The organism is Reinekea blandensis MED297, from assembly GCF_000153185.1.
GTDB classification, from domain to species: domain Bacteria; phylum Pseudomonadota; class Gammaproteobacteria; order Pseudomonadales; family Natronospirillaceae; genus Reinekea; species Reinekea blandensis.
In genome coordinates, this window is record NZ_CH724153.1 from 1 (window position 1) to 25,362 (window position 25,362).

Annotated in this window: 22 protein-coding genes and 2 pseudogenes; 10 read left to right on the forward strand and 14 right to left on the reverse strand. The window is 53.1% G+C overall.

Features of this window, described 5'->3' with window-relative positions; genetic code table 11:
• Positions 1-86 precede the first annotated feature (86 nt).
• The 5 genes from MED297_RS14715 to MED297_RS14735 all read left to right on the forward strand — a co-directional run bounded on the left by MED297_RS14715 (position 87) and on the right by MED297_RS14735 (position 4,898).
• Positions 87-1,253: an ABC transporter substrate-binding protein gene (locus tag MED297_RS14715; RefSeq protein WP_237613449.1), complete on the forward strand. Its 1,167-nt coding sequence runs from the start codon at positions 87-89 to the stop codon at positions 1,251-1,253.
• 213 nt (positions 1,254-1,466) lie between these two features.
• Entirely contained in the window at positions 1,467-2,396 is a 930-nt protein-coding gene (locus tag MED297_RS14720; protein ID WP_008046289.1) for a carbohydrate ABC transporter permease, read from the forward strand.
• 15 nt (positions 2,397-2,411) lie between these two features.
• Entirely contained in the window at positions 2,412-3,254 is an 843-nt protein-coding gene (locus MED297_RS14725; protein ID WP_008046291.1) for a carbohydrate ABC transporter permease, read from the forward strand.
• Positions 3,255-3,509: 255 nt separating this feature from the next.
• The gene (locus MED297_RS14730) at positions 3,510-3,956 is read left to right on the forward strand and encodes a (R)-mandelonitrile lyase (protein WP_008046293.1); all 447 of its coding nucleotides are present in this window, start codon (positions 3,510-3,512) and stop codon (positions 3,954-3,956) included.
• Positions 3,957-3,974: 18 nt separating this feature from the next.
• A complete protein-coding gene (locus MED297_RS14735; protein ID WP_008046294.1) occupies positions 3,975-4,898 on the forward strand; it encodes an aldo/keto reductase in 924 nt (307 codons plus the stop codon).
• Between the two features lie 62 nt (positions 4,899-4,960).
• On the opposite strand, the pseudogene MED297_RS14740 reads toward MED297_RS14735, so the two are convergent.
• The 7 genes and pseudogenes from MED297_RS14740 to gluQRS all read right to left on the reverse strand — a co-directional run.
• Positions 4,961-5,974, reverse strand: a pseudogene (locus MED297_RS14740) (sigma-54 interaction domain-containing protein); the annotation flags it as partial.
• A 183-nt stretch (positions 5,975-6,157) separates the two neighbouring features.
• Positions 6,158-6,421 (reverse strand): annotated as a pseudogene (locus MED297_RS22715) (response regulator); the annotation flags it as partial.
• Positions 6,422-6,575: 154 nt separating this feature from the next.
• Positions 6,576-9,533 (reverse strand): ATP-binding protein, encoded by a 2,958-nt coding sequence (locus MED297_RS14745; protein ID WP_008046296.1) that lies wholly within the window; start codon positions 9,531-9,533, stop codon positions 6,576-6,578.
• The gene (locus MED297_RS22135) at positions 9,530-9,688 is read right to left on the reverse strand and encodes a hypothetical protein (RefSeq protein WP_008046297.1); all 159 of its coding nucleotides are present in this window, start codon (positions 9,686-9,688) and stop codon (positions 9,530-9,532) included. Before MED297_RS22135 ends, MED297_RS14745 begins: the two co-directional genes overlap by 4 nt.
• 129 nt (positions 9,689-9,817) lie before the next feature.
• Positions 9,818-11,377 (reverse strand): DUF3369 domain-containing protein, encoded by a 1,560-nt coding sequence (locus MED297_RS14750; RefSeq protein ID WP_008046298.1) that lies wholly within the window; start codon positions 11,375-11,377, stop codon positions 9,818-9,820.
• A complete protein-coding gene (locus tag MED297_RS21450) occupies positions 11,370-12,986 on the reverse strand; it encodes a sensor histidine kinase (RefSeq protein WP_008046299.1) in 1,617 nt (538 codons plus the stop codon). The genes MED297_RS14750 and MED297_RS21450 overlap by 8 nt, the downstream gene beginning before the upstream one ends.
• 28 nt (positions 12,987-13,014) lie before the next feature.
• Complete coding sequence (gluQRS, locus tag MED297_RS14760; RefSeq protein ID WP_008046300.1) at positions 13,015-13,887, reverse strand: tRNA glutamyl-Q(34) synthetase GluQRS; 873 nt, start codon at positions 13,885-13,887, stop codon at positions 13,015-13,017.
• Between the two features lie 182 nt (positions 13,888-14,069).
• Here gluQRS and MED297_RS14765 point away from each other — a divergent pair, with 182 nt between their 5' ends.
• From MED297_RS14765 to hisI, 4 genes are all read left to right on the forward strand, one after another.
• Positions 14,070-15,233 (forward strand): pyridoxal phosphate-dependent aminotransferase, encoded by a 1,164-nt coding sequence (locus MED297_RS14765; protein ID WP_040557498.1) that lies wholly within the window; start codon positions 14,070-14,072, stop codon positions 15,231-15,233.
• Between the two features lie 75 nt (positions 15,234-15,308).
• Positions 15,309-15,896: a DUF998 domain-containing protein gene (locus MED297_RS14770; RefSeq protein WP_008046304.1), complete on the forward strand. Its 588-nt coding sequence runs from the start codon at positions 15,309-15,311 to the stop codon at positions 15,894-15,896.
• 73 nt (positions 15,897-15,969) lie between these two features.
• Positions 15,970-16,842: an AEC family transporter gene (locus tag MED297_RS14775; RefSeq protein ID WP_008046307.1), complete on the forward strand. Its 873-nt coding sequence runs from the start codon at positions 15,970-15,972 to the stop codon at positions 16,840-16,842.
• Positions 16,843-16,844: 2 nt separating this feature from the next.
• Complete coding sequence (hisI, locus tag MED297_RS14780; protein ID WP_008046309.1) at positions 16,845-17,255, forward strand: phosphoribosyl-AMP cyclohydrolase; 411 nt, start codon at positions 16,845-16,847, stop codon at positions 17,253-17,255.
• A gap of 12 nt (positions 17,256-17,267) precedes the next feature.
• Here the strand turns inward: hisI and MED297_RS14785 are convergent, their stop codons facing one another.
• Both MED297_RS14785 and MED297_RS14790 read right to left on the reverse strand, forming a co-directional pair.
• Positions 17,268-18,188 (reverse strand): VanZ family protein, encoded by a 921-nt coding sequence (locus MED297_RS14785; RefSeq protein WP_008046310.1) that lies wholly within the window; start codon positions 18,186-18,188, stop codon positions 17,268-17,270.
• Positions 18,172-19,353, reverse strand: coding sequence for an amino acid aminotransferase (locus MED297_RS14790; protein WP_008046313.1), 1,182 nt, complete (start codon positions 19,351-19,353; stop codon positions 18,172-18,174). Before MED297_RS14790 ends, MED297_RS14785 begins: the two co-directional genes overlap by 17 nt.
• Before the next feature lie 189 nt (positions 19,354-19,542).
• On the opposite strand from MED297_RS14790, the gene MED297_RS14795 reads away from it, so the two are divergent.
• Positions 19,543-19,998, forward strand: a complete 456-nt coding sequence (locus MED297_RS14795; RefSeq protein ID WP_008046315.1) for a YbjN domain-containing protein — start codon at positions 19,543-19,545, stop codon at positions 19,996-19,998.
• An 11-nt stretch (positions 19,999-20,009) separates the two neighbouring features.
• On the opposite strand, the gene MED297_RS14800 is transcribed toward MED297_RS14795, so the two are convergent.
• The 5 genes from MED297_RS14800 to MED297_RS14820 all read right to left on the reverse strand — a co-directional run bounded on the left by MED297_RS14800 (position 20,010) and on the right by MED297_RS14820 (position 25,196).
• Positions 20,010-20,651: a hypothetical protein gene (locus tag MED297_RS14800; protein ID WP_008046317.1), complete on the reverse strand. Its 642-nt coding sequence runs from the start codon at positions 20,649-20,651 to the stop codon at positions 20,010-20,012.
• A complete protein-coding gene (locus tag MED297_RS14805) occupies positions 20,644-21,252 on the reverse strand; it encodes a sigma-70 family RNA polymerase sigma factor (RefSeq protein ID WP_008046319.1) in 609 nt (202 codons plus the stop codon). Before MED297_RS14805 ends, MED297_RS14800 begins: the two co-directional genes overlap by 8 nt.
• Positions 21,249-22,916 (reverse strand): vWA domain-containing protein, encoded by a 1,668-nt coding sequence (locus MED297_RS14810; RefSeq protein ID WP_008046322.1) that lies wholly within the window; start codon positions 22,914-22,916, stop codon positions 21,249-21,251. The genes MED297_RS14805 and MED297_RS14810 overlap by 4 nt, the downstream gene beginning before the upstream one ends.
• Positions 22,917-22,995: 79 nt before the next feature.
• Positions 22,996-23,538, reverse strand: coding sequence for a dihydrofolate reductase family protein (locus MED297_RS14815; protein ID WP_008046324.1), 543 nt, complete (start codon positions 23,536-23,538; stop codon positions 22,996-22,998).
• 143 nt (positions 23,539-23,681) lie between these two features.
• Positions 23,682-25,196 (reverse strand): fumarate hydratase, encoded by a 1,515-nt coding sequence (locus tag MED297_RS14820; protein ID WP_008046326.1) that lies wholly within the window; start codon positions 25,194-25,196, stop codon positions 23,682-23,684.
• Positions 25,197-25,362 lie beyond the last annotated feature (166 nt).

The following is a 25,362-nucleotide window of genomic DNA, read 5'->3' on the forward strand; positions in this document are numbered from 1 at the left end:
GAACTCCTTAAAAAACCTTAGTAGCAGCAACCGCTGCCGGCACACTGGCAACTTCCGGCTTGGCACTGGCGGATACGACTCTCGAGTTGTACACATGGCGAATCCAGGATCAGGATCTTTTTGAATACATCAACGAGAATAATCTGATCCCGGGTGTCACAATTAATGCCAATGTTTATCCTGGTGCTGATGAGCATGAGACTAAACTGCGGATTGATTTCCAGACCAACCGTCCAGACCTGTATCACGCGAAAGCCGGTACTGCCTGGATTCAACCTTGGATCGATGCCGGTGTCGCGGCACCTGTGTCCGATCTCGACATTGACCTGAGTGACTTCTCCGATGCCGCACTGTTTGGTGCAACGGCTGCCGACGGTGATGTCTACGGTGTTCCTTTTGTGATGCAGATGCAGTCCATTCTGTACAACAAAGCGGTTGTCGAAAAAGAACCTAAGAATCTGGCGGAGCTGGAAGCTTTGTTTGAAGAGTTGAAAGGCCAGGGTATTACACCGTTGCACGTTGATGGCCGTGATGGTTGGTACCTCAACCAGGTTCTGCATGAAGCGGTTCTGGCCGGTATGACCTCTGACGACTGGGCACAGAAAGTGGTCGTGGGTGAAGCCTGCTTTACCGATGACGTCTATGTTGATGCCTGGGAAACGTTCAAGTCCTGGCAGGACAAAGGGTACATGAACCCAACGCCGCTGGCGGATGACTACGGCGCGATGCGTACCGGTGTTGCTCTGGGTACGTCTGCCATGATGATTGACGGTATTTGGTCAGCAACTCCGGCTTCTCCGATGTTCGAAATCGACCCAAGCCTTGAGTTGGGCTACATGGCGGTTCCAGGTGAGAATAACAAAGTCTATGGTTTCATGGACGGTTATATCACTTACAACCCCAACAGCGAAAAGCAAGACGCGATCAAGAAAGTTCTTGAGTTCTACACCACTCAAGAGTTTGCTCAACTGTTCGCTGAAAAAGTTGAGGCCATCCCTGCGTCTTCCCACACCATCAGCGTCGATAACGATCGTGTAAATACCGCTGCCAGCCTGATTGGCACCAATGCACTGCCAGGTCTGCCGTTCTTCACGCCAGAACTGAACAGTGGTGAGCCAACTTATCAGCAGCTGACTGCCGCCGGTCTGCAAGAACTCCTCGGTGGCAAAACCACCGCACGCGAAATGGCTGAGAAGATTCAGAAGACTCTGAACAGCCAGGGTTACATCGGTGCAGAGAACTGCGCAATGTAAGCCAGACGGGGTCACCTTTGGGTGGCCCCACCTTCCCGGAACGCCTGAATAAAAGACGCTCTGAGACAGCCCCCTTTATCCAGACGTTTCAATGAACCTGTTTGCAGGTTCCTGAGCACCCAATGATTTTCCATTCAGCAGAAGTCCTCTACTATGACACAAAGTAGCCAAAGTCCTTCGTACGCCCAACCTAACGATAACAAGGGAATTGCGATGAACAGCCAGCGCAAGTCACGGTTCAGTTATAAGTCCATTCAGAATATGCAGAAAGCACTCTTGCTGCTTCCTGGGGTATTACTTTATGGCATCTTTAACTTCACACCTTTGATGATGATGATTCCGACGTCACTGGTGGATTGGCCCGGAATTGGTCCGAAAGAGTTTGTCGGATTGGATAATTTTAAAAAAATTCTTGGTAACGAGTATTACCGGGATCAGCTGATTAACGCCATCGGTCAGAACGTCGTGTTCTTTGTGGTCATCATCGGAACTTTCCTGGTGATTGGTACCAGCTTGGCGTTGTTGTTGAGCTTTAAAACCTACGGACGTAAGTATTATCAGGTGATTTACTTTTTGCCGTACCCCATGGCCGGTGCGGCCGTGGCTTACTTATTAAATCTCTTTGTTAATCCGCGCGGACCATTGAATGCCTTAATGATGCAGGTTGGCTTAACCGATGCCCCGATACCGTTTTTAGGATCGGAAGATACCGCGCTCACCACGCTTGCGTTATTTTATTCCTGGCACCGGATGGGCTTCGCCATCATGTTGATACTGTCGGGGATTCTGGCGGTACGCACCGATCTTTTGGAAGCTTCCATGCTGGATGGAGCCAATCGCTGGCAGTCTATCAGAAACGTTGTGTTCCCGGTGCTTGGCCCAGCCTTCATTTTGATTACCGTCATCATCATGGTGGACGTGTTTAACAACGCTGACTACACACTCCTGATCATGGGTGCCGAGGCCGGACCTTTCCGTTCGACGGATATCATGGGGACATTCCTGTACCGATCTGCCTTTGGTGCTTCAGCGGCGGCATCGGATGCTAACTTCGGAATGTCAGCCGCCATCGGTCTGATCACCACATTGTTGATTTTGCCAGCAGCGTTGTTCCTGGCATTAAAGAACTTCCGTAATAACTAAACGAGGCCTGAGAAGATGGATAAGATTTTTAAACTCAGTAAGAAAGAACAGGTCGTCGTACAGTTTATTATGATCGCCTGGGCATTGGTGGTGCTGGTTCCGTTCCTGTCCGCCGTGTTGAATGCCCTGAAACCCAATGTAGGTGCGGTTTTCCGCGATCCGTTTGGTTTTCCGGATCCGATCACCTGGGGCAACTTCGCCAAGGCGTGGGTGAACGCTAACTTTGGTCGCTACTTTGCAAACTCGGCGTTTATTGCACTGAGCAGTGTGGCCATCGTGACCTTCGCTTCAAGCACCACGGCTTTTGTGCTGGCGCGTATGCCATTTAAAGGCAGTACCCTGATTTTTATCTGCTTCATGATCGGCGTGATCATTCCGATCCGCTTAGCGCTGGCCCCACTGTTCGATACCGTGCGGACGCTGGGATTGCTGGACTCATTGTGGTCGGTCATTTTTGTGCAAGCGGCCAGTATGATGCCGGTAGCGGTCTTTATCCTGGTGTCGTTCTTTCAGAATATCTCCAAAGAAATTGAAGAGGCCGCAATCATGGACGGTGCCATGCCGTTTACCATTTACTGGAAAATCATGGTGCCGCTCATTCGACCTGCCTTGGCGACCATTGCCTTGCTAACGTTCGTGCAAGCCTGGAATGAATACTTTCTGCCGCTTATTTTTATTCAGTCCGAAGAGCTGTACCCGCTGACGTTAGGTTTGAACCAGTTTAACCGTCAGTTTGCGATTCAGTGGCACATGATGTTTGCGGCCATTCTGATCATGATGGCTCCGACCATCATTGCGTTTGTGCTTGCGTCTAAGCAGTTCATTTCCGGGTTGACTCAGGGCGGCGTTAAAGAATAGTCCGTAGCAGCTCTCCATATTCTGGGTCATGTTGATGACACGTTCCGCCCCGACATCGTTCGGGGCTTTTTTTGTCCTTTGATCGCGCGATATGACGGCCCGTTTCAGGTGACCTGACCAGATCGGGGTTTGCTTGTCCATTCGGCGCTGTCTGGGGCTTTGGATGATTGGGCAAGAATTCAGCCTGATCGTCGTAACATTCAACCGGTAACGCGACTAAAGTACTGGTCAGGCTAATCCTATGGAGATACAGAGATGAGTGAACAAGATCCAAATAAACAGGTCCACTTTAAAGTCGGCAGTTTACCCTCTTTTAAAGGTCCTGATGACTTCTTTACCGGTGATGTTCAGGTAGACCTCCTGTTTCCACCCAATGAAACCGCACATTACTCCGGTGCAAAAGTCACTTTTCAGCCGGGCGCTCGTACCGCATGGCATGTGCACCCTGCGGGTCAGCATCTGATCGTGACGTCTGGTGTCGGACTGACGGCGACGCGCGATGGTGCTGTTCATCTTTTCCACGAAGGTGACGCCATATGGTGTCCTGCGGATATCGACCATTGGCATGGTGCAACCGAAGATGGCGCTATGTCACACATCGCGCTGACCGGTGACTTGAACGGGGAAAATGTTGAGTGGCAGGAAAAGGTGACTGACGAACAGTATCAGCAGGCTTTAAAAGACGCTGCCGATCTTTCTTAACAACGCCGGGAGAGAGCAATGATTCTGAGTGAAACCTACACACTGTCCAATGGAGTCGAGATTCCCAAGCTTGGCTTGGGTACATGGTTTATCGATAACAAATCCGTAGGAAAGGCGATCTGCGATGCTGTCGATCTTGGCTATCGGCACATCGATACGGCTCAGGCTTATCGCAATGAACAAGGCGTTGGTGTCGGTATTCAGCAATGTGGCGTCAACCGCGATGAAATCTTCGTAACCACCAAGCTCGCTGCAGAAGCGAAGACCTATAAAAAGGCCGCAGCCTCAATTGATCGGTCGTTATCCCGGATGGGCTTAGATTATCTGGATATGATGATCATCCACAGCCCGCAACCCTGGACAAAGTTTGGCAAGGCTGAACGTTTTTTTGAGGGTAATCGAGAAGCATGGCGGGCGTTGGAGGATGCTTATCGGGCAGGTAAGCTGCGCGCCATTGGTGTGTCAAACTTTGACGAAACGGATCTTCAGAACATCCTTAATGGTTGCAGTGTAAAGCCCATGGTGAACCAGATACTGGCTCACATCGGTAACACCCCCGACGATCTGATTCGATATACCCAGGCTCAGGGGATTTTGGTTGAGGCATATTCGCCGATCGGACATGGCGCGATACTGGAGAATCCTGACATTAAAGCCGTTGCCGAACGGTATGGTGTTTCTGTTCCTCAGTTGGCGATTCGATACGATCTGCAGCTGGGGCTTTTACCGATACCTAAAACCGCAAACCCAGACCACATGAAATCCAATGCTCAGGTCGATTTTATCATCTCCGATGACGATATGGCCTTGTTGCAGTCGGTTGAGAAGATAACAGACTACGGCGACGCCAATGCCATGCCTGTGTTTGGTGGTGAGCTGAATCTGAAAACCATGATGGGATTTTTGCTCAGTTCATTGCGTCGTAAAAAGTCAGCGTCCTAACGGCTAAAAACTGCAGACAATGCTGTCACCTTTCGATGAGCCGACTGTTAACAGCGGCCGAATCATCGAGCGGCGGCAGCATTGGAAGCGCCTTTCTTAGGACGCGGTATGCCGAGTCGCTGACGGCGTTCCCAAAGGCACTTACGGCTGATGCCCAGTTTTTGGGCCAGTTCCGTTTCTGACATGTTGTCCTGATGCTCAACGACGAAATGCTGGAAATAATCTTCGAGTGAGAGTTCTTCCTGCGTTTCGGCCGATGATCCGGTGTCAGCGTTGTTTGCGGTTGGTTCAGTGACCGGTTCGCTGGAGGCGAGGGTTTCCGGCACTGACCAGTCGTCCTGCGCCAGACCCAGATCTTCACTGAAGATTTCTCCGGTATCCGCCAGAATCAGCGCCCGTTGAATGGCGTTTTCCAGTTCCCGGACATTGCCCGGCCAGTCGTATCTGACCATGACCTCTTTCGCTTCTTTAGACAGGCGCGCATTGTTATCAAGCTTTAAGCGGCGAGAATGCTTGCTGACGAGATGCTCGGCGATTTCCAGCACATCTTTGCCTCGTTCTCGCAGCGGAGGCAAGGCGATTTCAATGACTTGCAGGCGGTAGTAAAGGTCTTCACGGAACCGACCCTCTTTGACCAGCTTTTTCAGATTTCGGTGGGTCGCCGCAATCAGCCGGACATCCACTTTGCGAGCGTGAACCGAACCAACACGGCGCACTTCGTTTTCTTGTAGCACCCGTAGGAGACGGGCCTGGGCTTCCATCGGCAGTTCGCCGATTTCATCCAGAAACAGCGTGCCGCTTTCCGCCGCTTCGACCAGACCCTGTCGGGCGGCGGTCGCACCGGTGAACGAGCCTTTTTCATGGCCAAAGAGCTCGGACTCAATCAGGCTTTCCGGAATGGCGGCACAGTTAACACAGATCAAAGGGTTGTCGCGCCGTGGACTGTGTTGATGAATAGCCCGCGCGGCCAGTTCTTTACCGGTTCCGGACTCCCCTTGAATGAGTACCGTCACATCCGCGGGGGATACCCGCAAAAGGCGTCGGTACAGGGTCTGCATGGGCTGACAACTTCCAACCAGGTCACCCAGTGCCGCCCGATCGCCGGACTCATCGGTGTAAATGTCATCGGCCAGAGCATCAGGATTACTGATCTGCGCTTCGGTTTTAGAACGGTTTTGGTGATCGTCGATCACACGACGGACGGTTCGGATCATGTCCTCGTGATCAAAGGGTTTGGCAATGTAGTCTACAGCGCCCATTTTCATGGCATCGACAGCCGATCGCATGCTGGCGTAGCTGGTCATAATAAGCACGGGAGTTTCGGAGGCGGCGGTGATCAGGTCGGTACCGGGAGCGCCGGGAAGGCGAAGATCGGAAATGATGAGGTCAAAATTGTTCAGGTCATTCTGGCTGGCTTCTGTGACCGATTCAGCTTCGGTGACTTTGTAGCCATTGCGCTCAAGCAATCGTTTAAGAGCCGAGCGAATGATGCTTTCGTCTTCAACGATCAGAATATTACCCATACAGCGGTCTCCGGTTTGTGTCACTCACGCCCGGTTGCGGGTCGTCGCCTGGTCTGGCGGACGGTCCACGGGCACTCCCTAAGGTAACGCGGGCATTGTGTCAAAAGGATCACAAATACCCGTTCTCAGCCACAGATTATAGTCTCTCGGATGGCTAAGTGTTACCCGAGGTAACATTGGCGTGTAAGGGTAACCGAATCGTGAATCGAGTGCCAACATCTTCAAGAATAAAAGCGGGGGACTGCACACTGATGTGCCCGAAGTGTTCCTCGACGATGGTATAGGACAAAAACAGACCCAGGCCGGTACCTTTGCCGACTTCTTTGGTGGTGAAAAATGGATCAAAAATATGGTCCAGATGCTCACTGGCAATGCCGCTGCCCCGGTCCGTGACCGTCACTGAAATGGTTTCCCGCGCCGGTTCTGCTTCGGCCTCAATGACCACGGACTCCCCGTCAGGACTGGCATCCCGGGCGTTGCCAAGTAAATTGATGAATACCTGAGACAGACGCTGTGGTTCGCACAGGATCAGAAGGTTCGGGTTCACCTTGTTTTCGAAGACGATTTGCTTGGCGTGCCGGGACAGGGCCAGCAAATCGATTGCTTCTTGAACGACGTCCGCCAGCGGGTGGGGCTTGTGTTCGTTTTTGCCCTGATTCTGGCCGGCATGAGAAAAATTGATCAAAGAACGTACAATTTTCGTGACACGATCGGCCTGATAACGGATTTGCTCAGCTACCTCGCCGATTTCATCCCCGGATTCTGCGTATTTCAGTTCCTGCGCCAAGCTGTCGATTCCGGTGATCGGATTGCCGATTTCATGGGCCACACCGGCGGCCAGGCGGCCAATTGAGGCTAATCGTTCTGAATGCACCAGTTCGGATTCGAGCATTTTATGCTCGGTTTCATCTTCCAACAGTATGATGATGCCTTCGTTCAGATCGGTACTGGATTGGCCGAACTCTGTTCGGTGCAGGCTAAACCAGCGTTTGGCGTGAGGGTTGACCGGATCTTCCTGCTCGATGGTGATTTTGTCTTCGGCACCCTGAATAAAGCTGTCTATCAGGTCGTACCATTGGCCCGGCAGCAGGTCGACCTTGGCGCCGATGGCCTGATCTTCATCAATGCCCGTTAGCTCCGCCATGACCCCGTTCCACAGCAGGATTTCACCATCATTGGTTAACGAGCAGACCCCGATTGGCAGTCGGTACAGGGTTTCCCGGTGGTGACGGCGTAAACGGTCGAGCTCTGCTGACATACCGCTGAGCTGGTAGTGGTAGTTATCCAGGTTCTGTTCAAGAAAATGAATGTCTTCGTGCCTGACCGCTTCGACTTGTTCATAGGGTAAGTAGCGACTGACCATAGCTTGAGCCACCGACGGCCCCATGATGCCGGAAAGATTGGCTTCCAGAGTGTCTCGCAATCGGCGCAACGCGTACGGCCGGTACTCGCTGATATCAAACTTGAGTTTTTTCAGTGCTCGGCGAACTTCCCGCTCCGCAGTGACCTGACCGAGCGGCTTGCTCAGTGCATCGATAAACTCGCGGGCATTTTTGGCTTTGAGCGGGATGCGGTGACGACGGTCGACCGAGCTGATGACGCAGATTTCAGCGGCGTTCTTTTCCTCACTGGAAGTTTTGGTTAACAGTGATACAAAGAAGAAGGTCAGGGCATTGAGCACGATGGAGGCATAAACCACGAAGGTCCAGTTGTCCCGGTCCATGGCGAAATGCAGAGGCAGGCGACCATTCAGCGATAAGCTGTCGCTGATGACCGGCCACAGCTGCATGATCATCCAGAACGCCAGCCCAACGACGGCACCGGAAATGAAGCCTTTGCGGTTAGCACCGCCCCAGAACAGCAACCCTAACAGGCCCGGTGCCATTTGCAGCAAACCGGTATAGCTGGTGACCAGCAGTGTCGATTGGTTCTGTACCTGATCAAGAAACAGATAAAATGCGAAAATCAAACCGAAAGCCATGCCGATGATGACGCGACGAATCCAAATCAGCCATTGGTAAATGTCGATGTCCAGGCGCGGGCTGTAAAACGGCAGGACCACGTGATTGAGCATCATACTGGACAGCGACAGGACGGCGATGATGGTGATACCACAGGCGGCCGAAAGCCCGCCCAGGTAAGTCAGCCAGACCAATGCCGGGGACTCCAGGGCAAAGGCAACGCTCAGTGTGAAATATTCAGGGCTGAAGCCGCTGCCGGAACGAATGCCGGCCCACATGATCGGGAAAACCGGCAGGGCCATCAGAAACAGATAGATCGGCGCCGCCCAGGTTATCAGTCGCAGGCGCTGCGGTTGTGAGTTTTCCCGGAACAGGATCTGAAACAGGTGGGGTAGTACCAGGGGCGCACTGAAAAACAGCAGCAGTAAGGCGAACCACTGACTGGGTATCAGTTCCGGGTTAATGTTGCTGAAGTTCGCCGGTGCGGTGCGTACCCACTGTTGCATGTCACCAATGCCGCCACTGATCTGAAATGTGGCGAAGAGCCCGATGATCAGAAAGACCACCAGTTTGAAACCCGACTCCAGCGCCAGCGCGAACAGCAAGCCCGGGTGCTTTTCGCTCGGGCGCACATCCCGGGTACCAAACAACACAGTGATATACAGCAGAATGATGGCCACCAGACCGGCGATGAATCCGGTTTGCGCATTGGGATCCAACAGTGTGATGACATCCGTTATGGCCTGCAGCTGCAGAGCCAACAGCGGCATAATGGCGAGAAAGACGGCCAGCGCGGTGAGCAAACCGACCCAGCGGGAGCGGTAGCGAAATGCAAATAAGTCAGCGAGCGAGGACAGCTGATAATTGCGAGCCAGGTTGAACAACGGCCGGATAATGATGGCCGAAAACAACAACAGCACCGACAGTCCAACGTAAAACGCCATATAGCCGTGTTGCAGTTCATAAGCCATGCCGACACTGCCATAGAACGCCCAAGAGCTGCAGCTGACACCAAAAGCAAGTACATAAACCAGAGGGTGTTTGATCACGCGTTCAGAAAGCTTGCCTCGTTCGGCAAAGAAAACGGTGAGAAACAGGACCAGCAGATAACCGACGGCGCCCAGAACCAACTGCCACCAGAGGAAACTCATGATTCGCGCTCCCGGGCCCGTTCGACCAGTGCGTTAATAATGATCATCACCAGCCACAGAATGAACGGGACGAACCAGTACACTCGGGAGTTAAACCACTGCTGGGTGAAAGGCAGAATCAGGTAGAGCGGTAAAATCATCAGTTTGACGAACATGGATCAACAGCCGCACAGGTTCCGTTTGAAAAGGCGGCTTAGTGTACCCTGAGATGCCGGGAAGATCGAACAGCGTGCCGTGATCTATCTATGGTTAAGGGTCTGATAACAGACCCTGATGACGTTCGCTCAGTCGTGTGGCTGTGGTTCCGGGTCAGGAAAACGCTGCTGTATGGCAATAAACTCGTCGAGGTTCTCAAACAGGATGTCCACCAGATCCGGATCGAAGTGCAAACCTCGTTGTAGCTGGAAATACTCTTCGACCTGTTTGATGTCCCAGGCTGGTTTGTATACCCGCCGGGAACAGAGTGCATCGAACACATCGGCGATGGCCGTAATGCGTCCGGCGATGCTGATCTCAGTGCCGGCTTTACCCGCGGGATAACCGGTACCATCCCATCGCTCATGGTGATCGAGTGCGATCTCTGCGCCCATTTTCAGCAATGGTTTGTCGGAAGAGTGCAGCATTTCATAACCGACTTCGGAATGGGTTTTCATAACCGCCCATTCGGTGGCATCAAGCTTGTCGGGCTTGTTGAGAATGGCATCCGGGATGGCGATTTTGCCCAGATCGTGCAGCGGAGCGGCTTCACGGATGAATCCGGCCTGTTCCTCGCTGAGCCCCGAGCGTTGTGCCAACAGATAGCTGATTTCAGAAACCCGGCGCAAGTGGAACCCGGTTTCTTTGGATCGATGTTCAACCGCATCACCAAGCAGATATACAATTTCGCGTTGGCTTTCTTCCAACAGGGTTCGTAGTGAAATGTTCTCAAAAGCCGTTAAGGCATTGCGGCAGAACATTTGCAGTAAGTGGTTTTCCAGCTGATTACGCGTTTTCAGGTCGCGCATAAACAGTAAGCCGGTGTGTTCGTCATTGGACCGATACAGGCTGATAAACCCGGAGGAGGTGAGTTTAGAACGGAATCCCGGGCTGGTGTCGTCCAGAATATCGCGACAATCTTCCGGCAGGACCGCAGCCGCGTCATTATTCTCATATTCCGAGTATTCTCCGGTGCCGGCAATGATGCGCAGGTTACCGGAGTGTTCAAAAGCGGCCACGCCGTTGTTTTTGGCGTAAAAAGCGTCTTCTTCCGGCGACAGTACCGCGGAGATTTGCTCGAGAATGCCTTGTGCAAAGTCTTTTAGATAGGTTTTCTGGTGCAGCTGAGTCGAACTTTCGAGAATCCGTTCCAGTCCCTGCCGTGAACGATCCAGAGAAATGATGTCCCGATAACTGCGCAGACAGGAATAGAGTAACGTGTGCAACTTGCCACGGGTCAGTTCGGTTTTTTCTTTGTAATCGTTGATGTCGTACTCAGCAATGATGGTTTCTTCCGGTGCTTGTCCGGGTTGGCCGGTACGCAGCACGATGCGGACGAAGCCGTTGTTCAACGTTTCCCGAATGGCACGTGCCGTATCGAGACCCGCGTGTTCGCTTTCCATGACAACATCCAGTAAGCACACAGCAATGTCGGTGTGTTCGGTGAGTTGCTCTATACCTTCCTGACCGGAGTAGGCGTGCAGAAACTGAAGCGGGCGGCTGTCAAAGGTGAAGTTGCGAAGTGCAAGCTTGGTGATGCTGTGAACTTCTTCATCGTCATCGACGATCAGAATTTTCCAGGGTTTCTGTGGTGAGGCATTGCCCGGCTCTGGAATCTGCTCTTCCGCAAATATCAGTTCGTCATTCATTCCGAGATCCTGTAACTTTTTTAATTGCCATACGGATGGTCACTCCCTGTCCCGGTTGGCTCTGCGTGTCAATGCTGCCATTCAGTTTAGACGTCACCAGATTATATACAATGTTCATTCCCAGCCCGCTACCCCCTTCGGAACGGCGTGTGGTGAAAAACGGGTCGTAAACGTGTTTCAGGGTCTGAGCGTCCATTCCACTGCCGTCGTCGGCGTAGGTCAGAATCAACTGATCTTCCTGTTCTGAAGCGCTGAGCCAGATGTTGCCCGGCTGCTCGCCATCGTTAAAGGCGTGAATGACCGAGTTCATGATCAGGTTAGTAATAATCTGAGCCAAAGCCCCTGGCGAAAGAATGACTTCAATCAATGGATCCACCTCATTGTGAACCTCAATATCAGTCCGCTTCAGTCGGGGGCGCAGTGACAGGACGATTTCGTCGATATAGGTGTGCAGTTCAACGAGCCGAACCTTGTCGCTGGACTGATCCACTGCGACTTTTTTAAAAGACTTAATCAGCTCGGCGGCTCGGTTCAGGTTACCGGTCAGTAATGCGACCGTTTCATTGCATTCGTTGAGGAAGTTCTCGAAACCGCTTTTTGTCAGGCGGTTATCGGTCAGTTCGATCTGTGTCCGCCTGAGTTCTTCTTCCAAATGACTGGAAGCGGTGATGGAGATGCCCAGCGGCGTGTTGACCTCATGTGCAATGCCACTGACTAAGGTTCCCAGAGAAACCAGTTTTTCATTCTGGATCAGTTCCGCCTGTGCCCGCTTCAGCTGGTCCATGGAATCGACCAGGCTTTGATTGGTCTGACGCAGTTCAGCGGTTCGCTCGGTGACGGTTTGCTCTAGCGCATCCCGGTGCTCTTTTAACGACTGATCCCGCTCAATCAGCTCTGAGCGCTGTTCATTAAAGCTTTTGAACAAGCGTCCGATTTCATCTTGCCGATGATCCAGTGCCGGGAAGTCGCGTCCGGCATCTTTATTGAGGTTGGTCGCATAGGACTGCACGTAGCCGGAAAGCTCGTCCATGGGGACGGCAATGGTTTTACGGATCAGGTAGTAAATCAGCAGTTGCAGTAACAGGATGATCAGCGCCGTCGAGGCTAACGTGACGCGAGCCAGATTATTAACCTGCGCGTTGATCAGTTCGTTGTCGCTGCGGATCTGCAGAGTACCGATATTGAATATGCGACCTTCGTTACTGTCCGATTGAATAATGAGTGGGACGACGATGGTCAGTGCATCGAGATCCTCACGCCGGATCGACTCTTCGATTTGTGGATTTTTATGTCGGGTATCGGCCAGATCGCCTGCCCTGAAATCGAATAAATCGGCATGGTCGTTAACCACGATGCCGGAAATGAACTGATCCCTTAGCATGGCCTGGGCGGCGTCTTCGGCCGCATCTTCGTTATAAACCCAAAGGGACTGAGAAATCAGCCCGGCCAGATTGTCGATCGCGGCGTTAACACTGCGTTCGCGGGTGCCCTCAAGTATCGGCTGCAGTGCCAGGTACTGCGTAGCGATGTTGATCAGCAAGGCACTGAATACGCTCCCGGTAATGTAAACCATCAGGCGACGTGCCAAATGCGTACGTAGTTGCAGCATAGTTCTCATTATTCTTCTTAAACTGCGTTCAGTTTAGACCAGACTGAGCGACTTGCATGGTCTCTTTCCCAATGAGTTGCTCAGGGCGGTAAAGGCTCAGGGCCTGTTGCAACATCTGTTCGCAGGAATCGGGTGTGATTGGCATCTGAAGGAGTGCAAAAACGGCCATCAGATTGGCTTCAGGGAGGTTATCATCAATCGCTGGCGCGAGGTTTTGCTTGCTGAGTTTCTGCCGGGAGTTTGGGTCACACAGCACGGCAAAGTGCGCGTAGCGCGGTTGAGGGGCGTTAAGAAGCTGGTAAAGCTCTTGTTGCCAGAATGTTGAGGGCATAAGGTCGATACCACGGACCACATCAGTTACTCCCGCTTCAATGTCGTCACTGACCACCGCAAGCTGGTAGGCGAAGAACCCATCCCGGCGTTTGAGAATGACATCGCCATACTCTTTGGCCAGATTTACGGTCTGCATCCCCTGGAATCGGTCTTCCAGCGTGGTCTGCTCCGTCAGTACCCGCAATCGAATGGCGCTGTCGTCACGGGGCGTCTGGCAGGCCCGGCAATAGCCTGGATAAACCGATGTTCCTTTCAGGGTTTTCCGACTGCAACGACACCAGAACAGGCGATGTTGCTGGGCTAACAAGGCCAGGTTGGCTTCGTAGCGGTCGGCATTATTCGATTGGTAAGTGACGGGGGCATCCCACATCAGCCCATGTCGTTCGAGTGTCTTTAATATGCCGTGAGCTGCACCTGGTACTTCACGAGGTGGATCAAGATCATCAATTCGAACCAGCCACTCTCCGTTATGGTGGTGGGCATCAAGCCAGGAGACTACGGCGGCGAAGAGTGATCCGAAATGCAGCGGACCGCTGGGCGTAGGGGCAAATCGTCCTCGGTAAAACATCTCTGTGATTCTGTCTCGTGGGCTGGTTAACGGCATGCGCCATATCGGTACTCATTGCTAAAGCGATGAAATACGCCGACACAGGCAGTATGATGAGCACAAATTCAGCCATTCAGTTTACCGGCCTGAACGCACAGGTAAACCATGGCTGTTCGTATTTGTACCGGCCAATAGGAGTTTTTATGACACTTGCCGAACGTACCGCTGACATCACTCCGTTTTATGTAATTCAGGTGCTGAAGCAGGTGGATACCATGGAGCGGGCTGGTCACGATGTCATTCGTTTGTTTGTCGGTGAGCCGGATTTTTCCGCGCCAAAAGCCATTCTCGATCGGGCTAAGATTGCGCTGGATGAACAACCACAAGGGTATCTGTCGAGTACCGGGTTGCCGGAACTGAAAGCAAAAATTGCCGATCGATATCAACGCTGGCATGGGGTGCCGGTGCCAACGGAGCGAATCATTGTGACGCCAGGTGGGTCAACTGCCTTGCAGTTGGCCTTTCTGGCCACTTTAAATGCCGGTGATGACATCTTGCTGCCCGAGCCGGGATACCCTTGCAACGCTAATCTGGCGGCCATGGTGAATGCTCGACCCGTTCGGGTCAATCTGGATCCTCAGCAGCAGATGACACTGGATATTACCGCCCTGAAAGCCGCGGTAACTGAGCGTTCCCGAGCTTTGCTGATTGCTTCACCGAGCAATCCTCTCGGTTCCGTGCAATCACTGGATGACTGGCAGGCACTGGCAGACTTTTCCTCGACACAGCAACTGCATCTCTTTGCCGATGAGATATATCACGGCCTGACATTCGAAGGGCTGGCCCCGACAGCCTTACAGGCCACTCAGGATGCCTGGGTGATTCAGTCCTTTTCCAAATTTTACGGCATGACCGGCTGGCGACTGGGGTGGTTGATTTGTCCGGAGTACGCCATTGATGCCTGTGAGCGGATTGCTCAGAACCTGTACCTTTCATCGACAGCGATCTCTCAATACGCCGCACTGGCCGCCTTTGAACCAGAGGTCGAAGCGGAATGCTTTGCCCGGCGTGATGAACTGAAAGCACGTCGGGACTATCTGCTGACCGCTTTGCCGGAAATTGGTTTGCAGGTGATGGCCAGTCCTGATGGTGCATTTTATCTGTACGTCGATGTTTCGCCTTACAGTCAGGACGCCCTGACTTTTTGCGAACAATGCCTGGCACAGACCGGTGTTGCGCTGACCCCGGGCATTGACTTTGGCGGCCCCTGTCCAAACACCAGTGTCCGTTTGGCGTACACCGTTGAGGTTGGCCGGTTAAAAGAAGCGGTAGGCCGGCTGGCGGTGTTTCTGCAGTCTGTTCAATAGAGCATCTCAGATCTTTCAATGTAAACCGCTGGCCGGGCCGTGTACGCTGTCCGGCGATATTTCAATGGTGTGTCTATGAAGTTTCCGGTTCCAAAAATACTCAGCGCCGTGACCATTGGCTTAACGCTTATCGGCGTGGCCATACTGACGCTGATCGATGAACAACGAACGATCTGGCATGTGGTCAGCCGGCTGAATGAGGTTGGTGCCGAGCATCAGTCTTTAGCCAGCGGCTTGTTTTTGCTGATCGGCGTGTTCTGGATCGGCACGCTGGATCAGACCCGGCGCTGGTTGGAACCGCAACCCTTTGATGGTTGGCTGCGTTTTTCGGCGATGGCGTTCGCCGCCAGTTACCTGCTCAGTATGGTGTTCCCCTGCGATGAAGGCTGTAAACCGAGCGGTTCGCTCAGTCAGTGGTTGCATCTGACTCTGGTTTGGGGGCTCTATTTTGGTCCGGCGGTCTTTGCTGCTCGTGCGTTGCAGCAGTACTCGGGGCTGATACGCGGCCTCAGTATTGTAGTGATCCTGTTCTTCGCTGTTCTGCATGTCGATTTACTGTTTTTTGATGGTCGTACAAGTGGCGTGTGGCAACGTGCTTATGAAGCCGTATTTTGCCTTTTATGGTGGCAAGTCCTGTCCCGGCTGTTACGGACACCTGACTGAGCTCCTGCTTATGTCGTAAGGGCAACGGGTCGCCACTGAGATACACTGATTTTTTTACTCGGAATCAACGTCTGTGTTAATTCGAATTTTTGAAATTGTTGCGCCCATTCTTTTTGTGGTTCTGGTGGGCTTTTTTTACGCTCGTAAACGACGTCCCAATCTGGACCACGCGAACTCGTTGAACATTGATGTGTTCGTTCCGTTTCTGATTCTTGCGGTGTTTACCGGCCAGTCGATTGATGTCGCACAGTACAAAACGCTGATGCTGGTGGTCGCCGGTCTCACCCTGGTTCCGGGCTTGCTGGCCATTCCGGTCTGCCGTTTGTTGAACGTTCATTGGAAAACGCTGCTGCCACCCATGATGTTTAAGAACAGCGGCAACCTGGGCATTCCTCTGTTGTTGCTTGCCTTTGGCGAAGACGCGCTGCCCGCCATTCTGATGATGTTTATTGTGGAAAATACGCTGCATTTCAGCGTCGGACTGTGGATGTTATCCACCGGTGCCAGGAACCTGAAGTTTTTACTGCAGCCGATGATGATGGCGACTATTTTGGGGTTGTCATTGTCGATGGCCGAGATCACCTTACCGGAGTGGCTGGTGACCGGGTTTGAACTGCTTGGCGACATCGCCGTTCCGCTGATGCTGTTTGCGTTGGGTGTGCGTATGACGGACCTGGATTTCCACGGCTGGCGTTTGGGTGTGTTTGGTGCTTTGCTGGCGCCGGCTCTGGGGTTATTGGCCGCCTGGCCGATTCTCAGTTGGTTGAGTCTGCCACCCGACCAGGAAAAGATGGCCTGGATTTTCGCGGCGCTGCCCCCGGCTGTGTTGAACTATCTGGTCGCTGAGCGTTATCGGCAGGAGCCGGACAAGGTCGCCTCTATTGTGATGTTTGCCAATGCCGGTGCGGTGGTTATTATTCCTCTGATTCTTTTCTGGGTACTGTGACAATGTTTAAAACATGGGAAAAACTGCCAGCGCAATCGCAACTTGAACTGGATACCTTTATTGCAGAGTTGCGATATAACGACGACGGTTTGATTCCGGCCATTGCCCAACAGCACGACACAGGTGAGGTGTTGATGATGGCCTGGATGAACGATCGATCGATTCAGGAAACCCTGAACACCGGGCAGGTGTGTTATTGGTCACGGTCCCGTCAGACGTACTGGCGTAAAGGGGAAAGCTCGGGTCATCAGCAGAAGCTGGTGTCCATGCGCGCCGATTGTGATGGCGATACGCTGTTGCTGTTAGTCGACCAGAAAGGCCCGGCTTGCCACACTAATCGTCGGTCGTGTTTCTTTTTCGAGGCCGATCAGGAATCGGTGCGGGTCAACAGTGATGTGGGCTCCGGGTTGTAACGTCACTCTTGATCAGGGTTCGTCTTTGGTCAGCCGGATATTGTCAAAATACAGGGTTTGCGGTGCTGTTGGGGCGACCATAAACCATTGCACTTCAACGATGGCGCTGAGGTCCATGCGGCGATCAGCGGGCGCGCTTGCAATGTCTTGGATGGGAATCTGTATGGTATGCCAGCCTGGCGACAGTTCTAAGCTGGTATTGAACCGATCCTGAAACTGAAAGTTCCCCTCGCGTTCATGAGCGCGATCATGAATGCGAAGTGACAGTTTAACGAGCTCGTCTGAAGGGTTAAAAACGTCATAGGAGAAGCTGTGATAGCCCTGCCAGTTTTTTAACGGGTAGCGAAGTTTAAATGTCGCAAACCTTGAGGGCCGAAACGTCACCGCACCGCTGAACTGACCTTCAGAGACGTTCTCAGTCTCTGTCTCAAACTGATCTTTCCAGCGGTGTGATGCCGATGGTTCTTCGAAATTTTCAATCACGGGTGTCCGGCTTTGAATCTTCCAGTCCAGCCAGCCGGTGCGAAACAGACCGGTTAAATCGAAGACGAGGGCCACACCCAGTGCCGCACTGACAACCACGGGAATCATCGAGCGGTTGATGAACAGCAGCACGATCCATGCTCCGATCAGATTACGCAGAACATCCAACAGGCTGAAGCTGCGCCCGATACCCATCTGCAGCGTTTCGATGATCAGGCTGATCAGTAAGACCGATCCTAACAAACGGAACGCTTGAGACCGTGAACGCACAGGAATATAGCTGTGCCAGAGCAATGTAACCAATGCGAACAGGGCCAGATGGCCCATGTTCCAAAGGTAGCGCATGGCCGGCAGCTCGAACCCGGAAGGACCGCCGATAAACAAAAACGCTACGGCGGGGATCAGGGGGACGAACAGTAGCAGGCGTTGGGTTTTAAGCACCGGCAGCAATGAACGCCTCTACCAGCGTATCGATCTCCGATTCTTTGAGTCCGGCGACATTCACCCGACCGCCACCAACAATATAAATACCGTGGTTGTGCTTTAACTCGGCAATGATGTCATCGCTTAAACCGGTTAATGAAAACATCCCTTTGTGTTGACCAAAATAATCAAAACGCTCTGTTTGGGTTTTTTCCCGGAAGGCTTTAACCAATGCGCTGCGTAAGCCGTTGACGCGTCTGTTCATGGCGTCCAGTTCATCGCGCCAGCTTTTGGTCAAAGACTCCGAGGTCAGAATCGCGTGGACGATCGCCGCACCATGGGCCGGTGGCATGGAGTAAGAGCCACGGGACAGCTCGCACATTTTCGCGCGGGCGTTGGACGCAATCTGTTTGTTTTTGGACAGAATAATGGCCGCGCCGGTTCGGTCCCGGTAAAGGCCGAAGTTTTTCGAACAGGAGGTGGAAATCACCATTTCTTCGACAGCGTCTGCCAGTACCTGCAAACCTTGAGCATCGGCTTCAAGAGAATCGCCCAGGCCCTGATAAGCGATGTCAATGAACGGCAGAAACCCGTTTTTCGTTGCCAGTTCTGCGATACGGTGCCAGCTGTCGAGACTGATGTCGGCCCCGCTGGGGTTGTGACAACAGCCGTGAAGCAGCACGACATCTTTTGGTCCGAGGGATTCCAGCGTGGCCAGCATGGCCGGTTCATTGACCAGTCGGGTTTCAGCGTTCAGGTACGGATAAGTTTTCACCGTCAATCCGGCTTTTTCCATAATGGGACGATGATTGATGTAGCTCGGATCGCTGATCCAGACGGTACTGCCCGGAGCGGTCACCGCGATCAGATCGGCGATCATGCGCAGTGCACCACTGGCGCCAGGCGTTTGTAACGCGATGGCTCGCTTGCATTGCGACTCTGTCAGCACGAGCTTCAGGATTTCTTCATTGAACGCTTCGTCGCCGGTCAGGCCTTGATAAGCTTTGGTGGTTTGGTTGGCCAACAGCAGCGCTTCGGCGTCATGCACTGCCTGCATAACAGGGGTAATGCCTGCGTCATTTCGGTAAACGCCGATGCCCAGATCAATTTTGTTTTCTCGCGGGTCGTTACGGTACTCGGCAATCAAAGACAGAATCGGGTCACCTTTCGGTGTGGCTAGCTGTTCGAACATGGTCTCTCCGGAAATAGATGAAACAGGCTCGGGTAGGATACCGCGTTTTGCCCGATTTACGAATGGCTTCTCAGCGGTGAGTGTCTTTGCCAGTAAAGGCAGTGAGACGCCCGTTCATCAAAGCAGACAGACTTATTCGTTTCTGCCTTCGATGATACAATGCCGCCAAACTCAACAGGGTAATATGGCGTGGTAAACAGAAAGACCGTTCAGACATGGATCGAAGCCAACAACTGGGAGGCGTTTGTCTGTCAGGATTGCGAAGGCATTCATTTGCCCGCCTGGGAGGGCCGGGATTCAGTTCTGGAATCCCGCTGTTTTGTTGAGACCTCCCGTCTTTACTGGCTGACGGAAATTGCTATCCGTCCATCCGCCGTGTTGCCTTTGCAGGGCGCTGTTCATTTTATGAACTACGACTACGGTCTGCTGAAAGTGATGATTGCTATGGCTGATGATGACGTTCCGCGTTTGTTGCTGACGCACGCCTTACCGGTTGCTCACCTCAATGAACAGCATTTCGTTAGCTGGATGAATCAGCTCAACGAAGAAATGGAAGCTGTATACAAACACCTTGCCGAAATGGATGTGTTATTGCCCGAAGACAACGACGACTTTTCGTCGAACTTCGACGATCAACTGCACTGATCTTGCCAGAGTTACCGGTCGGCGTCAGTTGTTGTTTCAGATGAGCAGGGCGACGCTTGCAGGGCGTTCACTTTCCAGTCGTCATCGCGCCAGGTCAGTTCCAGCCATTGATCATCAGGTCGGCCCTTCAGAACATCGGCCATGACGGCTTCTCCCTGACAGTCTATGGCGATGCCCTGTTGACTATCGATGATCTTAAGATTGAGACCATTAACGGCCTGCTCCGGACGTAACGGTGCCAGGTTCTGTTCTTCGAGCGCGGGTACAGCGGGTTCCGCCATCACCACGATTTCGTCTGCAACGATGCTATCCGCCGAGAACGCTTCGTAATCACCCATCGGCGCCTCAGATGTTGACTTTGATAGCTGGCGCGCCGCGGGCGCGGGAGCTACAGGTGCGGCCAGTGATGAATCTGCGACGGTTTCAAAATCCGCTTGGGTTAGGACCGATGTCGTTTCCAGCGATGGACGTAAAACCAAAAACACCAAAATCAGTGACGCCATCACGGGCGCGACGGCGACCCAACGGGGTCGGCGAGTCGTTTTGGCCGACAATTTTGCATGCATAGTCTGGTGCAGTGACGCCGGAGCCGGATGTCGTTGGCGGCGGTTTCGATACAGAGAATCGAGCGATGTCTGCTTTCGGTCAGTCATGATTCTCCTCCAGAGAGTGCTTCAGTTGTTGGCGGGCAAACCTGAGTCGGCTTTTAATGGTTTCCGGTTTATCGTGAGTGATGAGGGCAATATCGGCCAGAGAAAACCCTTCCAACTGAAGTGATATAGCCTCGCGCTGTACAAAAGGCAGAGCCGTAAGCGCCTGATCAAAGGCCTCATTGAGATCGTCGCGTTCGGTAAAGGTCAGGGTGACGTGTTCGTCATCGATGGTGCGGTCGATTGCGCTGTCGTCAGTACTCGGCCATTGCCAGCGCTGTTGACGGCGCAACTCATCAACTGTCCGATTCCGCCCGACGGTAAACAGCCAGGTTCTGAATGAGGCTGCCTGTGCCTGATATTGATCGGGGCGTTCGATTAACCCTGTCCAGACCTGTTGACTGATGTCCTCGGCCAGTACTGGGTCTGCGAGTGTCAGCAGAAAGTGATACAGCGCGTTGCAATGGCGCCGTATCAAAAGATCCATGGCGGCCGTTGACCCGGCCGTTCGATAGTGTTCCAGCAAATCACCATCTGGCCAGTCGGTCCATGCACTGGCATGCCTTGTCTGCCACCAGGTCTGCAGGTTTGAAATCAGGGTCAATCGGCGTGTTCCATGCTTTGCAGGTTTCGCATCAAGGTTACCAGTTCCTGTCGATATCCCCAACGATCCTCCTGCAGGCTCGGGCCGATATAATCAATGGCATCGTTAATGGACCAATCTCTGAGGTAGGGACTGCCGCGCAATATCTCAGCGAAACCGGCCACGCCGATGGCCAGGGCTTGGCGTTGAGAGCTTGATTGCATGGGTGTGTCAGTGATGGCCTGACTGAGCAGGCGGCTGTGCGCTTCATCGGGCAGTTTGTATCGGGCTTTGACGAAAGCGATTTCCCCACCGACGGTGTCGCTGAGGTCATCGTCCTGATAACGCAGAGGGTCGCTGAACCGAAACTCGCTGTCTCGACGCACAATTTCATAGAGGGCGGTGACGGCATGACCTGAGCCCATTTCCCCAGCATCGATGGCGTCGTTGTTAAAATCTTCACGGGCTAACAGACGGTTGTCATAACCGATGAGACGGTATTCGGCGACCTGTGCCGGATTGAACTCAATCTGAATTTTGACGTCTTTCGCCACCGTCTGAAGTGTCGCCGCCAGTTGCGTGGCAAACAGCTTGCGGGCTTCCTGATAGCTGTCGAGATAGTAGGCCGTTCCGTTACCGTGATTGGACAGTTCTTCCATCAGTGCATCATTGTAGTTGCCGGTACCAAAGCCGAGCACGCTGAGAAAGACACCCGCTTCACGTTTACGTTCGATGAGCGCCTTTAACTCGGTAAGGCTGGTGGTGCCGACATTGAAATCACCATCGGTGCCGATGAATATCCGGTTAATGCCGTCAGGCAGATAGTTTGCCTGCGCCAGGTCATAGGCGAGATGAATGCCGGCACTGCCATGAGTTCCGCCGCCGGCACGCAGTTGATTGATGGCCTGGTTTATTTGCGCTTTCTGATCACCGGACGTTGGCTCCAGAACCACACCTGATTGACCGGCATACACGGCAATGGCAACACGATCCTGTGGACGCAGCTGACTGACCAGCAGATTGAAGCTGCGCTGCATCAGCGGCAGTTTATCCGGGCTGTTCATGGACCCGGATACATCCAGCAGAAACACCAGATTCAATGGCGGCAATGTTTTGAAGTCGCTCCGGTAGCTCTGCAAGGACACACGCACTAACTCCGTTTGTGGGTTCCAGGGCGTTTGCGTGCGCTCTGTGGAGATCTGAATGGGAGTGTTTGTTGTGTCAGGTGCCGGGAGCGCGTAGTCAAAGTAATTGATGAACTCTTCGACCCGGATGCTGTCAGCGGGTGGGCGCATGCCCTGGTTCAGAAAACGTCTCGCGTTGGTATAGCTGGCGGTGTCCACGTCGGTTGAAAATGTACTGACCGGATCGGTCGCAACCTGCCGGATCGGACTGATGGGTGTCTTCGGATAGTTCTCACGGTTTTCCGAAACCGGCGGGTTGGGCATGGGAATGATTGGTGTTGAGCTCGGCAACACATAAGATTCCTGAACTTCAACGCGGCTTTTACTGGCGGCAAGAAAGACCTGGTCGGCTGAGTCCGTTTCGATGGCCCGGGTTTCCTCGGTGTGCACGGGTTCTTGCAAGACCGCCGGATCCGTCAGGGCACCATCAGTGGTTTGCGTACCGCAACTGAGTAACATCAGTGTCGCCACAACACTGAAAAAATTGAGCGTCTTTGTCATGAGAGGTGCTTCCTGAGTGTGAATGTTGTCTTTAAACGTTCAGGAAGCACAAAAGGGGTAAGCTGAGTTCGCTTTTTTTTTACAGTCGGCAGTTACTGAAGAGATAGTGCGACTGCACGAAGCCATTTTGGAAAGCTTTGGTGCTGACGTGTTTCAGCGGTACATCTCGATCCAGATGACCGAACAGTGACACACCGTCTCCGATTAAAATCGGTAACGTGGTCAAGGTGATGTCGGTCAGCAGGTTTTCGTCGATAAACGACTGAATGGCGCGGGACCCGTCCACGTAGACATGGGTATCGCCTTCAGCGCCCAGGATTTCGACCAGTTGTCCGGGCGTACCGTCGAACAGCTGGACCGAGTCCTTCAAAGACGGAGGAACAGCCTTCATGGTTTGGGATAAGACGATCACGCGTTGATGTTGAAAGGGCCATTGGGGAAAGGTCAGAATCCGCTGAAATGTTTTGCGACCCATAACCACCGAGCTGATGTCTTTAACAAAGGCTTCGTAGCCATAATCTTCGGTCGCGTCGGAGGTCGCGTTTTCCAGCCAGTCAATGCTCTGATCCGGACGGGCAATGAATCCATCCAGGCTGGTGGCGATAAAAGCGGAAATCTGCATAACCGTAATCCTTAACTGAACGGTGAGAAAGTCAGTGTAGACGAGGCCATGCTGAGGTAAAACTGATGCAGATCAGGATGGAAGAGGGTGTCGGGTACCCTGAGGGCACCCGTTTGGGCCACTAACGAGTGTGTATCAGGCCGTTAGCTGACTTCTTTGGCCGCAATTTTGGCCGCCCATTGCTGAGGCCCGGTGCGGTGAACGGACTCCCCCTGGGTGTCGACAGCAACGGTCACCGGCATTTCATCGAGTTCAAACTCGTAGATGGCTTCCATACCAAGATCTTCAAAGGCGACTACTTTTGCATTGCGGATCGCTTTTGAAACCAGGTAAGCAGCCCCGCCCACGGCCATCAGATAGGTTGCTTCATGCTTCTTGATGGCATCAATGGCGATCGGACCACGTTCTGCCTTACCGACCATCGAAATCAGGCCGGTGTGCTCGAGTACGGTCTCGGTAAACTTGTCCATACGGGTGGCGGTGGTTGGCCCGGCCGGTCCGACGGCTTCTTCCCGCACGGGGTCAACCGGGCCGACGTAATAAATAACCTTGTTGGTCAGATCGACCGGCAGTTTCTCGCCCCGGTTGATCATATCTACCATACGTTTATGGGCGGCATCGCGACCAGTGTACATTTTACCGGACAGCAACAGGGTTTCACCGGGTTGCCAGTCTTTCATTTCTTCTTTGGTCAGGTTATCGAGATTGACCTTGCGTGCCGAAGGGCCGGCTTCCCAAACGATATCGGGCCAGTCAGAGAGTTTCGGTGCTGGCAACTCCGCGATACCGGAGCCGTCGAGCACAAAATGCGCATGGCGGGTGGCGGCACAGTTCGGAATCACCGCCACTGGTTTGTTGGCGGCATGTGTTGGGCAGTCTTTGACTTTGACATCGAGAACGGTGGTTAAACCACCCAGGCCCTGTGCGCCGATGCCGAGTTTATTGACCTTATCAAACAGCTCCAGTCGCAACTCTTCGCCGCGGTTTTCCGCCCCCTTGGCTTGCAGCTCCTGAATATCAATCGGGTCCATCAGGCTTTCTTTGGCCATCAGCATTGCTTGTTCTGCTGTACCACCGATACCAATACCCAGCATCCCCGGCGGGCACCAGCCAGCGCCCATTTCCGGAACCACTTTGAGAATCCAATCGACGATCGAGTCGGAAGGATTCAGCATGGCAAACTTACTTTTGGCTTCAGAACCACCGCCTTTGGCCGCCACCTGTACATCGACGGTGTCGCCCGGCACCAGCTTGGTGTGAATCACCGCAGGTGTGTTGTCTTTGGTGTTTTTGCGGGCACCGTCCGGATCGGCCAGTACACTGGCGCGCAATACGTTATCCGGGTGCAGGTAAGCGCGTCGCACACCTTCGTTCACCATGTCCTCAACACCCATGGTGGCGTCGTCGAAGCGAACGTTCATGCCAATCTTCAAAAACACAGTGACAATGCCGGTATCCTGGCAGATCGGGCGATGACCCTCGGCACACATGCGGCTGTTGATCAGGATTTGAGCCATCGCATCTTTAGCCGCCGGAGATTCTTCTCGTTGATAAGCCTCATGTACGGCATCAATGAAGTCTTTCGGATGGTAATAAGAAATGTACTGCAGCGCGTCGGCTACACTCTGAATCAAATCGTCCTGCTTAATTGAGGTCATGCGTCTCTCCAATGGGTATGGGGCGGGCCCTTTATTATGGTGGCGAATTGTACCTGAAAAACGAGCGTTTCGGAGGCGTCGTACCTACGCCTATGGTCGCAATTGATGTCTATTATTGTCGCAGGACTTGCAAAATTCAAACGCGCGTTTAAATTGGTCGCAGCAA

Excerpts from the sequence above, each read along its gene's own strand:
- MED297_RS14730 (WP_008046293.1), top strand. The coding sequence starts at position 3,510 with ATGAGTGAACAAGATCCAAATAAACAGGTCCACTTTAAAGTCGGCAGT.
- MED297_RS14820 (WP_008046326.1), bottom strand. The coding sequence starts at position 25,196 with ATGACCTCAATTAAGCAGGACGATTTGATTCAGAGTGTAGCCGACGCG.
- MED297_RS14725 (WP_008046291.1), top strand. The coding sequence starts at position 2,412 with ATGGATAAGATTTTTAAACTCAGTAAGAAAGAACAGGTCGTCGTACAG.
- MED297_RS22135 (WP_008046297.1), bottom strand. The coding sequence starts at position 9,688 with ATGTTCGTCAAACTGATGATTTTACCGCTCTACCTGATTCTGCCTTTC.
- MED297_RS14750 (WP_008046298.1), bottom strand. The coding sequence starts at position 11,377 with ATGAATGACGAACTGATATTTGCGGAAGAGCAGATTCCAGAGCCGGGC.
- MED297_RS14800 (WP_008046317.1), bottom strand. The coding sequence starts at position 20,651 with ATGACTGACCGAAAGCAGACATCGCTCGATTCTCTGTATCGAAACCGC.
- MED297_RS14720 (WP_008046289.1), top strand. The coding sequence starts at position 1,467 with ATGAACAGCCAGCGCAAGTCACGGTTCAGTTATAAGTCCATTCAGAAT.
- gluQRS (WP_008046300.1), bottom strand. The coding sequence starts at position 13,887 with ATGTTTTACCGAGGACGATTTGCCCCTACGCCCAGCGGTCCGCTGCAT.
- MED297_RS14790 (WP_008046313.1), bottom strand. The coding sequence starts at position 19,353 with ATGTTCGAACAGCTAGCCACACCGAAAGGTGACCCGATTCTGTCTTTG.
- MED297_RS14810 (WP_008046322.1), bottom strand. The coding sequence starts at position 22,916 with ATGACAAAGACGCTCAATTTTTTCAGTGTTGTGGCGACACTGATGTTA.
- MED297_RS14770 (WP_008046304.1), top strand. The coding sequence starts at position 15,309 with ATGAAGTTTCCGGTTCCAAAAATACTCAGCGCCGTGACCATTGGCTTA.
- MED297_RS14765 (WP_040557498.1), top strand. The coding sequence starts at position 14,070 with ATGACACTTGCCGAACGTACCGCTGACATCACTCCGTTTTATGTAATT.
- MED297_RS14735 (WP_008046294.1), top strand. The coding sequence starts at position 3,975 with ATGATTCTGAGTGAAACCTACACACTGTCCAATGGAGTCGAGATTCCC.
- MED297_RS14745 (WP_008046296.1), bottom strand. The coding sequence starts at position 9,533 with ATGAGTTTCCTCTGGTGGCAGTTGGTTCTGGGCGCCGTCGGTTATCTG.
- MED297_RS21450 (WP_008046299.1), bottom strand. The coding sequence starts at position 12,986 with ATGCTGCAACTACGTACGCATTTGGCACGTCGCCTGATGGTTTACATT.
- hisI (WP_008046309.1), top strand. The coding sequence starts at position 16,845 with ATGTTTAAAACATGGGAAAAACTGCCAGCGCAATCGCAACTTGAACTG.
- MED297_RS14815 (WP_008046324.1), bottom strand. The coding sequence starts at position 23,538 with ATGCAGATTTCCGCTTTTATCGCCACCAGCCTGGATGGATTCATTGCC.